At 61.0% G+C, this 14,887-nt stretch carries 10 protein-coding genes; 9 read left to right on the forward strand and 1 reads right to left on the reverse strand.

The annotated features are described in order from the left end of the window. Positions 1-14 precede the first annotated feature (14 nt). Positions 15-497: a chemotaxis protein CheW gene (locus BLW36_RS11700; RefSeq protein ID WP_091388459.1), complete on the forward strand. Its 483-nt coding sequence runs from the start codon at positions 15-17 to the stop codon at positions 495-497. A gap of 83 nt (positions 498-580) precedes the next feature. Here BLW36_RS11700 and BLW36_RS11705 read toward each other — a convergent pair whose 3' ends face one another. After that, entirely contained in the window at positions 581-3,229 is a 2,649-nt protein-coding gene (locus BLW36_RS11705; protein WP_091388461.1) for a penicillin-binding protein 1A, read from the reverse strand. A gap of 146 nt (positions 3,230-3,375) precedes the next feature. Between BLW36_RS11705 and BLW36_RS11710 the strand changes: the two genes are divergently transcribed. The 8 genes from BLW36_RS11710 (at position 3,376) to gltB (ending at position 14,881) form a co-directional block, all read left to right on the forward strand. Next, complete coding sequence (locus BLW36_RS11710) at positions 3,376-4,452, forward strand: pilus assembly protein PilM (RefSeq protein WP_091388463.1); 1,077 nt, start codon at positions 3,376-3,378, stop codon at positions 4,450-4,452. Between the two features lies 1 nt (position 4,453). Further along, the gene (locus BLW36_RS11715; RefSeq protein ID WP_091388465.1) at positions 4,454-5,047 is read left to right on the forward strand and encodes a PilN domain-containing protein; all 594 of its coding nucleotides are present in this window, start codon (positions 4,454-4,456) and stop codon (positions 5,045-5,047) included. A 2-nt stretch (positions 5,048-5,049) separates the two neighbouring features. Continuing rightward, positions 5,050-5,670, forward strand: coding sequence for a type IV pilus inner membrane component PilO (locus BLW36_RS11720; protein WP_091388467.1), 621 nt, complete (start codon positions 5,050-5,052; stop codon positions 5,668-5,670). Beyond that, entirely contained in the window at positions 5,667-6,197 is a 531-nt protein-coding gene (locus BLW36_RS11725) for a pilus assembly protein PilP (protein ID WP_091388469.1), read from the forward strand. The genes BLW36_RS11720 and BLW36_RS11725 overlap by 4 nt, the downstream gene beginning before the upstream one ends. Beyond that, the gene (locus BLW36_RS11730) at positions 6,197-8,404 is read left to right on the forward strand and encodes a type IV pilus secretin PilQ (protein WP_091388470.1); all 2,208 of its coding nucleotides are present in this window, start codon (positions 6,197-6,199) and stop codon (positions 8,402-8,404) included. The genes BLW36_RS11725 and BLW36_RS11730 overlap by 1 nt, the downstream gene beginning before the upstream one ends. Beyond that, a complete protein-coding gene (aroK, locus tag BLW36_RS11735; protein ID WP_211567197.1) occupies positions 8,404-8,928 on the forward strand; it encodes a shikimate kinase AroK in 525 nt (174 codons plus the stop codon). The genes BLW36_RS11730 and aroK overlap by 1 nt, the downstream gene beginning before the upstream one ends. Positions 8,929-9,024: 96 nt before the next feature. Beyond that, entirely contained in the window at positions 9,025-10,110 is a 1,086-nt protein-coding gene (aroB, locus tag BLW36_RS11740) for a 3-dehydroquinate synthase (protein ID WP_091388474.1), read from the forward strand. A 322-nt stretch (positions 10,111-10,432) separates the two neighbouring features. Beyond that, entirely contained in the window at positions 10,433-14,881 is a 4,449-nt protein-coding gene (gene gltB, locus BLW36_RS11745) for a glutamate synthase large subunit (protein ID WP_091388476.1), read from the forward strand. Positions 14,882-14,887: the final 6 nt, after the last annotated feature.

A 14,887-nucleotide genomic window follows, 5' to 3' on the forward strand; every position in this document is an offset into this window, starting at 1 on the left:
AAAAGAGATTGGCAATGAGTGGAGTCGAAGCGCTGCCGGTGGATGTGCCGCAGGAAGTGAGCAGCTTGTTACTGCCGCTGGCGGATGGCCAGTTGCTGGTTCCGGTGGATACCCTGTCGGAAGTGATCGCCATGCAGACACCGGTGGCCGCCTACGATGCGCCGGCCTGGTATCTGGGTGAGCTGAACTGGCGCGAGCAGCGTTTGCCGCTGCTGTCGTTTGAGGTCATGCGCGGCCAACCATTAGCGGCCGCCAGTGAAGCTGGCCGTATCGCGGTTCTCAGCAGTGGCAACCCGGAGGGCGACCTGCCATTTTTCGCGCTCGTGTTGCAGGGTACTCCGCGCCTGGTGAGGGTCACTCCGGACGAGCTGAGCGGACGTCACCAGGAGTGTCAGCAGGGCGAGCTGATGCATGTAGCCCTGTCCGGTGAGGAAGCGGTGATTCCCGATTTGTCCGAACTCGAGCGCGCCTGTCTCGAGTACCGTAGCCGCCGGTAATTCTCCGGCGGCAACATGCAACAGTAGTGAGATAAAAAAACGGGGCCAGTAGGCCCCGTTTTTTTATCTGCGTCGGAAGAGGATCAGAACAGTTCTTCCGGCAGTGATTCGCTCTGTTCCTCCGCTGGCGAATCGCCACTGTCGTCGGAGTAGGCCGGCTGATAAGAGCTGTAGGTGCCGCGGCCGGGCACATGGTCGGCACGGAAAATCTCGAACATGCCGCCGCGAGAAGTCCGCAGGCCGGTCCGCGGGTTGATGCGCACGGTCACTATATCGTCGGGTTGCGGCAGGTGGCGTTCGGGCAGTCCCTCCAGCGCGGTGCTCATAAAGTCGATCCAGATGGGCAGCGCCGCCGAGCCGCCGTATTCATTCTTGCCCAGCTCGCCATTGCTGTCGAAACCTACCCAGGCACTCGTGGCGAGATGCGGGCTGTAGCCCGAGAACCAGGCGTCGCGCGGCCCGTTGGTGGTCCCGGTTTTGCCAGCGATATCGCCACGCTTCATAACCAGCGCCTTGCGGCCGGTGCCCTTCTTAATGACGTCCTTCAGAATGGAATCCATGATGTAGGTGGTCTGGGCAGACATAGCCCGCGGAGCGCGCGGACGTGCCTGCTCCCCGGCTTCATCCAGCGGGCCCACGGCGAGCGTGCGCAGCTCCACCGGCTCGTCGCCGGGTTCCATGGCGCTAGCCTCCATCTGCAGGTCCTCCAGGTCCAGCGGCTCCCGCGCCACCGATTCGCTGCCGGGTTCGGGACAATCGTGGCAAACGGTCAACGGCAGCGCCTGATAGACGACCTCGCCATTTACGTCCAGGACCTTGTCGACCAGGTAGGGCTCGACGCGATAGCCGCCATTGGCGAAAGCCGCGTATCCACGCACCATCTCGAGTGGCGTCAGCGCCGAGCTTCCCAAGGCGATCGTCAGGTTGCGTGCGAGTTTGCTGCGCTCGAAGCCGAAGCGCTCGGCAAAGCCAAGCGCATAGTCGATGCCCAGGGCCTGCAGTAGGCGGATAGACACCATGTTCCGGGACTTGTACAGAGCGGTCCGCAGTCGAGTCGGGCCGAGGAAGGTGCCACCGTCGTTCTCGGGCCGCCAGACATCCTGCAGGTTGGTTTCTTCGAAGATGATCGGTGCGTCATTGATCATGCTGGCCGCGGTGTAGCCCCTTTCGATCGCTGAGGCGTAAATAAAGGGCTTGAAGTTGGAGCCGGGCTGGCGCGCCGCCTGGGTGACGCGGTTGAAGTGACTCTGGCGGAAGTCGTAGCCGCCCACCAGCGCGCGGATGGCGCCGTCTTCGGGCGCCAGCGACACAAGGGCGCCCTGGGCGGCGGGTACCTGCGCCAGATGCCACTCTTCACGCACCTGAGGCTCTTCGAGCCCGGCGCTCACTTCGCCCGGATCCGCAAACGGGTCGGGCGCCGGTACCTCGCCGTCACCGACAGCCCCTGCCGCGGCGTCTGCCGTCTCGGCGGCTGTAATTTCCATGCGGCGCAAGCGCACCACGTCGCCGGGCGCAAACATTTCCTCGGCGGACTGCAGCCGCGGTCCGCGGGCGTTTTCGGATAGATAGGGGCGGATGGATTCCAGGCCGTTCTCCCAAGGGATTTCCACCACGCGCCTATCCCGCAGCTGCACCTGCAGGCTCTTCGGCTCCACGGTGGTCACCACCGCCGGTTCCAGCCCGCCGAGCACGGGGATTTCGTTGAGTAGATCGACCAGCTGGTCGCTGTCTTGCAGCAGCTGCGGATCAAGTCGTTGCTCCGGGCCCCGATAGCCGTGCCGGGCATCGTAAGTTTCCAGACCGTGCTGCAGCGCCTTGCGCGCAGCGTCCTGCAGTTTGCTGTCGACTGTGGTGATGATCTGGTAGCCATCGGTATAGGCGCTATCCCCGAACAGGTCTACGGCCTCCTTGCGCGCCATCTCTGCTATATAGGGGGCATCCAGGTCGAGGTCGCGACCGTGGTAGCTGGCGGTGACCGGGGCCGTAATAGAGTTCTTGTATTCATCCTGGTCGATATAGCCCAGGTCCAACATGCGCTTCAGGATCCAGTTGCGGCGGACCAGCGCACGGGTGGGGTTGGCGATCGGATTGTAGGTGGACGGCGCCTTCGGCAGCCCTGCCATCATCGCCCACTGGGCCAGGTTCAGCTCGTTGATATCGCGCCCGTAGTACACGTGGGCGGCAGCCTGAAACCCGTAGGCGCGGTTGCCGAGGAAGATTTTGTTGAGATACAACTCGAGGATATCGTTCTTGGACAGTTCCTGTTCAATCTGCAGTGACAGCAGTATCTCATTGAATTTGCGAACAAAACGCTGCTCGCGACTGAGAAAGAAGTTGCGCGCCACCTGCATCGTCAGGGTGCTGCCACCGGACTGGATAGAGCCGGTTTGCGCCAATTGTGAAGCGGCTCTCATTAACCCTTTAATGGAAACCCCGTTGTGGGAGTAGAATCCGGCGTCTTCGGCGGCGAGTACGGCCTTGATAAACTGCTCCGGCGTCTGTTCAATGGTGATGGGGTTACGTCTCTTTTCGCCAAACTCCCCGATCAGCTTCATGTCCCGCGAATAGACCCGCAGCGGCGTTTGTAGGCGTATATCGCGCAGGCTTTCCACCGATGGCAGGCCTGGCTTCAGATAAAGGTATATGCTGGCAAAGGCCATGGCTGCGGCTGCGGCTCCAGCGAGGCCGAGCCAGAGCAGGGAAAGCAGGCGATTGCGGGCTTTTTCGGTCATGGAAATGCTTCTGTGTACGTCTTTATAAGGTCAGGTGAATAATTATACGAATATTGTGCGCTGATACCTATGCAATTGGCGGTTGCAGCTGTAATTTAAAGTGCTATAACATCAAAACCTCATAACCCACGGAAAAGATAAGAAAAATGGGGATGCTCCCTTTTCTCAACAAAGGCCCTAAGGCCATGCTGGGACTCGATATTAGCTCTACGGCCGTAAAGTTGCTGGAGCTAAGTCGCAATGGCGACAAATACCGGGTCGAATGTTACGCCGTGGAGCCCCTGCCTCCGAATGCGGTTGTGGACAAGAATATCAATGATGTGGGTGCTACCGCCGAGGCCATTCGCAAGGTGGTGCGCCGCTCCAAGACGCGCCTGCGGCAGGCCGCGGTCGCCGTGTCCGGGTCGGCGGTGATTACTAAGACCCTGGAAATGCCCGCCGATCTCTCCGAAGACGCTCTGGAAGCGCAGATAGCGCTGGAAGCCGATCAGTACATTCCCTACCCGCTGGACGAAGTGAACCTGGATTTCGAGGTCCAGGGCCCGTCGGAGAAGGGGGAGGGCCAGGTGGAAGTGCTGCTGGCAGCTTGTCGTAGCGAGAATATTGAACAGCGAGTGTCCGCACTCGGTGACGCCGACCTGCAAGCCACCATTGTGGATGTGGAGGCCTACGCCATAGAGCGCGCTTACACTCTGCTGGAGCGTCAGTTTCCGCCCCAGGAGCAGTTGGTCGTGGCGGTCATCGATATCGGTGCCACCATGAGCGCGCTGTCGGTGCTGGTGGACGGCAAGACCGTGTACACCCGTGAGCAGTTGTTCGGTGGCCGCCAGCTGACTGATGAGATTCAGCGTCGCTACGGCCTGTCTGCCGAAGAGGCCGGGCTGGCCAAGCGCCAGGGTGGTAGTGGACTGCCGGATGATTACTACCCGGAGGTCCTGGAGCCCTTCCGTGACGCAGTAGTCCAGCAGGTGACTCGCTCGCTGCAATTCTTCTACTCATCCACCTCATACAGCGACGTCGATTACATACTGCTTGGCGGTGGTGTCGCGGCGATGGACGGACTGGCGGACCTGGTCAGTCAGAAACTCAACAAGCCCACGGTCGTTGCCAATCCGTTCCTGGATATGGCGGTAGCTTCGCGGGTCAACCGCCAGGCGCTGGCCAGCGAGGCGCCGTCCCTGATGATTGCCGCGGGTCTGGCGATGCGCGAGAAGGAGTACTGATATGGCCAAGATTAACCTCTTGCCATGGCGCCAGGAGTACCGTGCGCAGAAGCAAAAAGAGTTTCAACAGGTTGCGGTGCTGGTGGTGATCGCCGCCGCTTTTTCCACCTTTTTGTGGATGAAGACGGTTGACGGCCAGATCGCCAATCAGAACGAGCGCAATCAAATTCTGCAGACGGAGATCGCAGCGCTCGATAAACAGGTGCGGGAAATCAAAGATCTGAAGAAGCGTCGCCAGGAGCTGATTGACCGCATGCGCGTTATCCAGGAGCTGCAGGGTAACCGCCCGCTGGCGGTGCGCTATTTCGACGAAATGGTGCGCTCGGCCCCTGAGGGGCTGTGGCTGACTAATCTGAAGCGCAGCGGCAAAAGCATGGAAATCGCGGGTGTGGCGGAGTCCAATAATCGCGTTTCTTCTTTCATGCGCAACCTGGACCAATCCGAATGGTACGAATCTCCGAATCTCACCGGCGTGACTGCGAAGCCGGAGTTTGGCGAGCAGGCCAGTGCCTTCCAGATGACAGTTAATGTCAGCGGGCGCAAGAAAGAAGAGCAAGAAGATGCGGGCGTTGCCGCGGCTAATAAAGGATCCTGACCATGGCTCTGGAGGATACGCTCAAGAAACTGAATGAACTCGATATTAACGATATCGATTTCTCCCGTGTTGGGGTTTGGCCGCTTGCCGGCCGTATCGTTTTGCTGATTGTGATCGCTGCCGCTTTGATCGGTGGTGGTTATTACTTTCTGATCAGCGACCGCTATCAGCAGCTGGAATTTGCCGCCAATAAGGAAAAAGAGCTGTTTACACAGTTCGAGAAAAAATCGTTTGAGGCGGCTAACCTCGATGCTTACCGCGAACAGCTCGCGGAAATGGAAGAGACCTTCGGCACGCTACTGAAGCAGTTACCCAAAGACACCGAAGTGCCCGGCCTGCTTGAGGATATTGATGAATTTGGTCGCGGCAGCGGACTGACGATTCAGAAGGTCGCATTGGAAGCAGAGCAGGTTGGCGAGTTCTATGTGGAGCTGCCCATTCGTATTGAGGTGCAGGGCGGCTATCACGAATTTGGCGCATTTGTGAGTGGTATTGCTGGCATGCCGAGAATCGTCACGCTTCACGACTTCAATATCGAAAACAGCAAAGACGGCGGTGCACTGCTCAATATGGTGATCAATGCGAAGACGTACCGCTACAAGGAGCAGGGGGAAGAGGGATGATCCGATATATAGCCCTAGTATCCGCTCTACTGGCCCTCGGCGGCTGCAGTCTCGATGGCGGTCACAGTGACCTGCGCCAGAAGATGGCCGCGGTTAAGCACAAGCCCAAAGGGCAGATAGAGCCGATTCCCACGTTCACTCCTTATAGCCCCTATGTCTACAGCGCCGCGGCTTTGCGCAGTCCGTTTAGCCGTCCGGTACTCGAATCCGACCAGCGTCTGGTAGGGCGACGGCTGGACGTGGCGCCCGACCTGAACCGCCAGCGCGAGCTGCTGGAAGGGTACAATTTCGATGCGCTGTCCATGGTCGGCACCCTCTCACGTGGCGGTCAGCTGTGGGCGCTGATTGACGACGGCGATGGCGGCATTCACCGGATTACCATCGGCAACTATGTGGGCAAGAATCACGGGCGGGTGGTCAACGCCAACTCCGCGCAGCTAGACGTTTTGGAAATCGTACCGGATGGCACCGGTGGCTGGATTGAGCGGCCGCGGGCGCTGACTTTGGAAGAGAAGGACAACCAATAATGATCAACAAGCAACTCGCCAAAGTAATGGCTCCCATTTGGGTTTTGTTGCTGGGTCTGGCATTGATGCCCGGGGTATTGCAGGCACAGGCCAATCAGCTGAATGACATCCAGTTTTCCGAGCTGCCGGGCAGCCGCGTACAGTTGCGGCTCACTTTCAGTGACGTCCCGCCGGAGCCGACCGGCTATACGATCGAGCAGCCGGCCCGGATCGTAATGGACTTTGCCGGCGTCGAGAGCGCGCTGCCGCAGAAGAAATACTCCCTTGGCATTGGTGGCGCCCGCAGTGCGGTGGTAGTGTCCAGCGAGGATCGCACCCGCCTGATCGTCAACCTCGATCAGCTGCCGGTTTATACCAGTGAGCGCAAGGGCAACCAGGTAGTGCTGGAAATCGGCGCCGATTCAGCAACCACCGCTTCCGTTGCCGCCGCCCCCGCGAAAACTTCTCACGAAAAGGGTTTGAATCTGGGCGGGCAAAAGCAGTTCCGCGCGGCCGGCAGCGTGGGGATCAGTAACGTAGATTTTCGCCGCGGCGATGGCGGCGAAGGCAAGGTGATTGTCAGACTGACCGACCCGGCTGTAAATATCGACGTTGAGCGCACCAAGGGCAAGATTTACCTGACCTTCCTCGGTGCCGAGCTGCCCGAATCCCTGCGCCAGCGCCTGGATGTTACCGACTTCGCCACTCCGGTTAAGTCCATCACCGTCGATTACGATGGGCGCAATACGGTCATAGCGGTCGACCCTGCCGGCACCGACTACGACTATCTGGCCTACCAGGCGGACAATGAATACGTGTTGAGCGTGAAGCCCATGTCCGTTGCGCAAGTACGCGAAAAGCAGAAAGAATTCCAGTTCTCCGGTGAAAAGCTGTCGTTGAATTTCCAGGACATTGAAGTGCGCTCGGTGCTGCAGCTGATCGCCGACTTTACCGACCTGAACCTGGTCGCCAGCGACACCGTACAGGGTCGCATTACCCTGCGCCTCGATGGCGTGCCCTGGGACCAGGCCCTGGAGCTGATCCTGAAGGCCAAGGGCCTGGATAAACGCCAGGAGGGCAATGTGATCATGGTGGCGCCGGCAGCGGAGATCGCCGAGCGCGAACGCCAGGAGCTGGAAACCCGCAAGCAACTGGAAGAGCTGGCGCCACTGCGCACCGAATACATTCACGTGCGCTATGCCGACGCCCGCGAGCTGTTCAGCCTGTTTTCCGGTCAGCAGGGTGGCGGCGGTGCCGGCCAGGGTAGTTTTGCCGGCGGCCGCCAGGATCAGAACGAGCGCAGTATTTTGTCCGCACGTGGCAGCGCTATCGTCGACGAACGCACCAACACGATTATCCTGACAGATACCGAGGAAAAGATTGCCCAGTTCCGCGAGCTGATCGAGGCTATCGATATCCCGATCCGCCAGGTGATGATCGAGGCGCGTATCGTCAATGCCAATACCGACTTCGCGCGGGAGCTGGGGGTTCGCTGGAACTACACCGAGAGCCATCAGGTCGATGATGACAAGATCGGCATCGGCTCTGGTATGCAGGACAGTTCATCTGTCATCGGCGACGGCGCCACCGGGCCTAGCGTGTCCTCCCCGGTAAGTATCCACGATCCGCTGCTGGTGGATCTGGGCGTGGCCAATCCGGCGGGCAGTATTGCCTACGCGATCCTGAAAGATAACCTGTACCTCGGGCTGGAACTGTCCGCCCTGGAGGACGTGGGCAAGGCGGAAATCGTCTCCCAGCCGAAGGTGGTGACCGGCGACAAGCAGGAGGCAACCATCCAGTCCGGCGTGGAGATTCCCTATCTGGAGGCCACCTCCTCCGGTGCTGCGTCCGTGACCTTCCGCGAAGCCGTGCTCGAGCTGAATGTGATCCCGCAGATCACGCCGGATAACAACATTATTATGGCGCTGAATATCGAGCAGAACAGTGTCGGTGAGCTGTTTACCGACCTGGCCACCGGTAGCCAGATACCTGCGATCAACATTAACGCTCTACAGACCAAGGTACTGGTACGCAACGGTGAGACGATCGTGCTGGGCGGCATTTTTGAGAGCCAGGTGATCGAAGGGGAGACGAAGATTCCGCTGCTAGGCGATATCCCCTATATCGGCAATCTGTTCAAGAATACCGTCCGCAATGACGACAAGCGCGAGCTGTTGATGTTCATTACACCGCGCATCATGGACGAAGAGATCTACTACGGTAAGTGATCAGTCGTTCCATCTTCCTTGTCGGCCCGATGGGGGCCGGCAAGTCCACTATCGGCAAGTTGCTGGCAGCGCAGTTGCAGCTGCCATTTGCCGATTCCGACAAGGTACTCGAAGAGCGCACCGGTGCCGATATTCCCTGGATTTTTGATGTCGAGGGGGAGGCCGGCTTCCGCCGGCGTGAGAGCGAGGTGTTGCGGGATCTCTGCCACGGGCCGACCCAGGTAATCGCTACCGGTGGCGGCATCGTGCTGATGGAGGAGAATCGCCAGCTGTTGAGGACTTACGGGCTGGTGGTTTATCTGCAGGCAAGCACCGAACAATTGCTCGAGCGCACGTCAAAAAACGCTAACCGCCCGCTGCTGAATGTCGCCGATCCGCGTGCGCGCATTATTGAACTGGTGCAGCAGCGCGATCCGCTGTACCGCGAAGTTGCCGATATTATCTGCGATACCGATCACTGCACTCCCAAGCAGGCTGCCCTGATGGTCGCCGAGCGCCTGTCCCAGGACGCCACCTCCCAATAATCGCGCCGCGACTGTGTGCTAAAGTGCGCTTCGGTTCGCGCAGCACCTGCTGGGTCGCGCGCGCATCGCATATCACTGGCCAGCATGGAGGATCTCGTGCACTGCCTTAATGTGGAATTGGGAGAGCGCAGCTATCCCATCATCATCGGTTCCCAGCTCCTGGGCGACGCGCAACACCTGCTGCCCTATATCCGCGGCAAGCAGGTCTGTGTGGTGACCAACGAAACGGTCGCGCCGCTGTATTTGTCACGCGTGCTCGAAGCCTTGTCGGAATTTGACAAGGTCGACACCATCGAGCTGCCCGATGGCGAGGCCTTCAAGACGCTCGATACCGTCAATCGTATTTTCGATCTGCTGCTCGAGCGGCGGCACAATCGCAGCACCACGCTGATCGCACTCGGTGGCGGAGTAGTCGGTGACATGACCGGTTTTGCGGCGGCCTGCTATCAGCGCGGTGTCGATTTCGTCCAGATTCCCACCACACTGCTCGCGCAGGTGGATTCCTCCGTTGGTGGCAAGACCGGCGTCAATCACCCGCTCGGCAAGAACATGATCGGCGCCTTCTATCAGCCGCGGGTTGTCATCGCCGACATGGATACGCTGGCCACTCTCCCCGAGCGGGAGTTCTCTGCCGGCATCGCCGAGGTAATCAAGTACGGCCTGATCTGTGACGAGCCATTTTTTTGCTGGCTGGAGGACAACATCTCCCGCCTGATGGCGCGGGATCCGCAGGCACTGGCTTATGCCGTCGACCGCAGTTGTCGCGACAAGGCCGCCGTGGTGGCCGAAGACGAGCGCGAGTCCGGTCGCCGGGCCATCCTCAACTTCGGTCATACGTTCGGCCACGCGATCGAAGCGGTGCAGGGATACGGCAACTGGCTGCACGGCGAGGCGGTGGCCGCCGGCATGGTGATGGCGGCAGAGTTGTCACACTTGCGCGGGAGCATCGAGGCGGGGCTGGTCGAACGCGTCCGGGCTCTGCTGGAAGCCGCGCGCCTGCCAACGGCGGCGCCGCAGGGCATGACCACAGAGGCATTTCTCGATGCAATGGCGGTCGACAAGAAGGTGATGGATGGTCGCCTGCGCCTGGTCCTGTTGCGGGCGCTGGGCGATGCGCAGATCATCGATGACACGCCCCGGGAGCTGATTGAGCAGGCGCTGCAGACTTGCGGTGCGACGTGATGGATCACACTTGGATCCGCTAAACCTGAGGACGAAATAACGGTTCTGATCGTCGAAAGAAGATAAGTCGGTTTTGGCGCGTTTTGGCAGACGATCTATCTGTCAAATCTTGCAATTACAGGGGGGCACAAGTAATATTGCGCGCCCCCTCGGAAAAACCGACGGGGTCACAAAGCCAAGAAAAACAAAAAAAGCCCCGCATGCGGGCTTTTTTTGTCTGGGGTACGGGTAGGCGCGACCCATCGCGACGACGCCCGCCCCAATCCAGGGCGCAGCGAAAGGCTCGTGCCGTGTCCCCCCAACGATAACGATGAGGAATTCTATGGGTAGCGGTCTGTATCGGTTGGATGAGTTCAAGGACAACTGCGGATTTGGCCTGATTGCGCACCTGAAAGGCGCGACCAGTCACAAGCTGGTACAGACGGCCATCGAGTCCCTGACCTGCATGACACACCGGGGCGGCATCGCTGCCGACGGCAAGACCGGTGACGGCTGCGGTCTGTTGCTGCAGAAACCGGACACCTTCCTGCGCGCCGAAGCCCGCGACCTGCTCGGTGTCGAGCTGACAGATGCCTACGCCGTGGGTGCGATCATGCTGCCGCTGGACGACGCGGCGGCGCAGGCCGCCCGGGACATCCTTACGCGCGAACTCGAAGCGCAGGGCCTGCGGGTGGCAGGCTGGCGCCCGGTACCAAACAACCCGGATTGTCTTGGCCCCATCGCGCGGGAATCCCTGCCGCGCTTCGAGCACCTGCTGATCAACGACTCAGAGCAGCCGCTGGGTGAAGCCAAGTTCAACGCGCGCCTTTATGTCGCCCGCCGCAAGGCGGAGCAACAGCTGACAGGTGATGTCTACATCGCCAGCCTGTCCACCAGCGTGCTGTCCTACAAGGGGCTGATGATCCCCGCCGATCTGCCGAAATTCTTCCCGGACCTGGCGGATCCGCGCCTGGAGACTGCCATCTGTGTATTCCACCAGCGCTTTTCCACCAATACCATGCCGCGCTGGCCGCTGGCGCAACCGTTTCGCCTGCTGGCGCACAACGGTGAGATCAATACGATTACCGGCAACCGCAACTGGTCGGTGGCGCGCACGGGCAAATTCTCTACCGAGCTGATCCCGGAGCTGGCCGAACTGGCGCCGCTGGTGAATCGCGAGGGATCAGACTCATCCAGCCTCGACAACATGCTGGAAATGCTGACAGCTGGCGGTATGGAGCTGCACCGTGCGGTGCGCATGCTGGTGCCGCCGGCCTGGCAGAATGTCGAGGATATGGATGCGGACCTGCGCGCCTTCTATGAATACATTTCCATGCATATGGAGCCGTGGGACGGTCCCGCCGGTCTGGTAATGACCGATGGCCGCTACGCCGTATGTACGCTCGACCGCAACGGTCTGCGTCCGTCGCGCTGGGTCATTACCAAAGATGACGTGATCACCGTCGCCTCGGAGGTTGGCGTTTACGACTATGCGCCGGAAGATGTGGTGGCCAAGGGCCGCCTGGGGCCGGGGCAGATGCTGTCCGTGGATACCCGCGACGGCAAGCTGCATCACACCGCCGAAATCGACAACATGCTGAAGCGCTCCCAGCCCTACAAGCGTTGGCTGAAAGAAAAGGCGCGTCGCATCCGCTCCACACTGGTTACCGCACCGGTGGACAACAATTTCTCCTACGAGCAGTTCAAGGTCTACCAGAAGCTGTTCAGCTCCTCGCTCGAAGAGCGCGACAAAGTCGTGCGGCCGATGGCTGAGGCCGGCCAGGAAGCGGTGGGCTCGATGGGCGACGACACGCCGATGGCGGTACTGTCGCGACAAAATCGCTCCCTGTACGACTACTTCCGCCAGCAGTTTGCCCAGGTGACCAACCCGCCGATCGACCCGCTGCGGGAGACAGTGGTGATGTCGCTGGAAACCTGCCTCGGCCGCGAGAAGTCCGTGTTCGAAGAGACACCGGAACACGCCGACCGCGTGATCCTGTCGTCGCCGGTGCTGTCGCACATGAAGTACACGGCGCTGCTCGAGCTGGATCGACCCGGCTTTGAAGCTAAGATTTTTGATCTCAACTATGACCCGGCGCAGCTGGACCTCAAAGGCGCGTTGGAAAAGCTCTGTGCCGATGTCGAAGCCTCGGTGCGCGCCGGCACTGTGATCGTGGTGCTGTCCGACCGCAATATCCGCGAGGAGCGACTGCCGATCGATGCGCTGCTGGCCACTGGCGCGGTGCATCACCACCTGGTACACGCCGGCCTGCGCTGTGATTCCAACGTCGTGGTCGATACCGCCAGCGCCCGCGACGCACACCAGCTGGCCTGCCTGGTGGGCGTGGGGGCGACGGCGGTGCACCCCTATTTCTCCTACAGCATCATTAACCACCTGATCGACACCGGCGAGCTGCTGCTCGATGCTGCCGAGGCACAGAAGAACTACCGCAACGGCATCATCAAGGGGCTGCTGAAAATCCTGTCCAAGATGGGTATTTCCACCGTTGCCTCCTACCGCGGGGCGCTGCTGTTTGAGCTGGTGGGCTTGGCGCAGGAAGTCGTGGATCTCTGTTTCCCCGGCGCGCCCAGTCGCATTCAGGGCGCCGGTTTTGCCGAATTGCAGCAGGATATGGCGGTGCGCGCGGGTCTCGCGTGGAAGCCGCGCAAGCCGGTCTCCCCGGGTGGGCTGCACAAGTTTGTCTACGGGCAGGAGTACCACACCTTTAACCCGGAGGTAGTGGATACACTGCGCCGCGCCGCGCGCACCGGCGACTATTCGGCCTGGCGCGACTACTCCGAACTGGTGAACCGCCGCCCCGTGGCAACTCTGCGCGACCTGCTGGATTTCAAAGACGGCGTCGCGCCGATTCCGCTGGAGCAAGTGGAGCCGACCGAGAGCATCCTGCGGCGCTTCGACTCCGCCGCCATGTCCCTCGGCGCCCTGTCGCCGGAGGCCCACGAATCCCTGGCCCAGGCGATGAACCGCCTCGGCGGCCGCTCCAACAGCGGCGAGGGTGGTGAGGACCCGGCGCGTTTCGGCACCGACAAGGTATCCAAGATCAAACAGGTGGCATCGGGCCGTTTCGGCGTGACGCCGCACTATCTGGTCAACGCCGAGGTACTGCAGATCAAGATCGCCCAGGGCGCCAAGCCGGGCGAGGGCGGTCAGCTGCCGGGTGGCAAGGTCAACGACCTGATCGCGCGCCTGCGCTACTCGGTGCCCGGCGTGACCCTGATCTCGCCGCCGCCGCACCACGACATCTACTCGATCGAGGACCTGGCGCAGCTGATCTACGATCTCAAGCAGGTGAATCCGGACGCGCTGGTGTCGGTGAAACTGGTTTCGCGCCCCGGCGTCGGCACTATCGCCGCCGGTGTGGCCAAGGCCTATGCGGATCTGATTACCATCTCCGGCTATGACGGCGGCACTGCGGCCAGCCCGATCACCTCGATCCGCTATGCCGGTTCGCCGTGGGAGCTGGGCCTGGCGGAAACCCACCAGACGCTGCGCGCCAACGACCTGCGCGGCAAGGTGCGGGTGCAGACCGACGGCGGACTCAAGACCGGTCTGGATGTGGTCAAAGCGGCGATTCTCGGCGCCGAGAGCTTCGGCTTCGGCACCGCGCCGATGGTGGCACTCGGCTGCAAGTACCTGCGCATCTGCCACCTGAACAACTGCGCCACCGGCGTCGCCACCCAGAACAAGGATCTGCGTGACGAGCACTACATCGGTACCGCGGAGATGGCGATGAACTTCTTCCGCTTCGTCGCCGAGGAGACCCGCGAGTGGATGGCGCGTCTCGGGGTGGCTTCCATCGAGGAGCTGGTGGGCCGCGTGGACCTGCTACAGGTACTCGGCGGCGAGACCGACAAACAGCAGAAGCTGGATCTGTCACCGCTGCTGCACACCGATGCGCTGCTGGACAGCAAGCCGCAGACCTGCCAGCTGCCGAAGAACGAGCCCTGGGACAAGGGTGAACTGGCGGAGCGCATGGTGGTGGAAATACTGCCGGCAATCGAAAGCCTGTCCGGCGGCGATTACAGCTACCGCGTGACCAACTGCGATCGATCCATCGGCGCGCGCCTGTCTGGCGAGATCGCAAAACGCCACGGCAACCAGGGCATGGTCGACGCGCCGGTGAAGCTGCACCTGCAAGGTGTGGCCGGGCAGTCCTTCGGTGTCTGGAATGCCGGCGGCCTGGAAATGTATCTGGAAGGCGATGCCAACGACTATGTCGGCAAGGGCATGGCCGGCGGCAAGTTGGTGATACGCCCGCCGCAGAACAGCGCCTTTGCGTCGCAGGAGACCAGCATTATCGGCAACACCTGCCTGTACGGCGCCACTGGCGGCAAGCTGTTTGCGGCGGGCCGTGCCGGTGAACGCTTCGGCGTGCGCAACTCCGGTGCCTTCGCGGTGGTGGAAGGGGCCGGTGATCACTGCTGCGAATATATGACCGGCGGCATGGTCGCGGTGCTCGGCAACACCGGCTACAACTTCGGTGCCGGCATGACCGGTGGCTTCGCCTACGTGCTGGACCTGAAGCGCAATTTCTTTGACAAGTGCAATCACGAGTTGATCGAGCTGCGCCGCATCAGCAGTGAAACCCTGGAGCCTTACCAGAGCCACCTGCGCGAGGTGATCGAAGAGTATGCCGCGGAAACCGGCAGTGAATGGGGGGCGGAGTTGCTGGACAACTTCGATGACTACCTGAGCAAGTTCTGGCTGGTCAAACCCAAGGCGGCGAGCCTCGCCGGCCTGCTGTCCGATGTGCGCAAGCGCGGCGAGTAAGGGAAG

Origin of the sequence: Microbulbifer marinus, from assembly GCF_900107725.1 — a bacterium.
Lineage (GTDB): Bacteria > Pseudomonadota > Gammaproteobacteria > Pseudomonadales > Cellvibrionaceae > Microbulbifer > Microbulbifer marinus.

Coding starts and splice junctions, on each gene's coding strand:
- BLW36_RS11725 (WP_091388469.1), top strand. CDS start 5,667: ATGATCCGATATATAGCCCTAGTATCCGCTCTACTGGCCCTCGGCGGC.
- gltB (WP_091388476.1), top strand. CDS start 10,433: ATGGGTAGCGGTCTGTATCGGTTGGATGAGTTCAAGGACAACTGCGGA.
- BLW36_RS11715 (WP_091388465.1), top strand. CDS start 4,454: ATGGCCAAGATTAACCTCTTGCCATGGCGCCAGGAGTACCGTGCGCAG.
- BLW36_RS11730 (WP_091388470.1), top strand. CDS start 6,197: ATGATCAACAAGCAACTCGCCAAAGTAATGGCTCCCATTTGGGTTTTG.
- BLW36_RS11700 (WP_091388459.1), top strand. CDS start 15: ATGAGTGGAGTCGAAGCGCTGCCGGTGGATGTGCCGCAGGAAGTGAGC.
- BLW36_RS11710 (WP_091388463.1), top strand. CDS start 3,376: ATGGGGATGCTCCCTTTTCTCAACAAAGGCCCTAAGGCCATGCTGGGA.
- BLW36_RS11720 (WP_091388467.1), top strand. CDS start 5,050: ATGGCTCTGGAGGATACGCTCAAGAAACTGAATGAACTCGATATTAAC.
- BLW36_RS11705 (WP_091388461.1), bottom strand. CDS start 3,229: ATGACCGAAAAAGCCCGCAATCGCCTGCTTTCCCTGCTCTGGCTCGGC.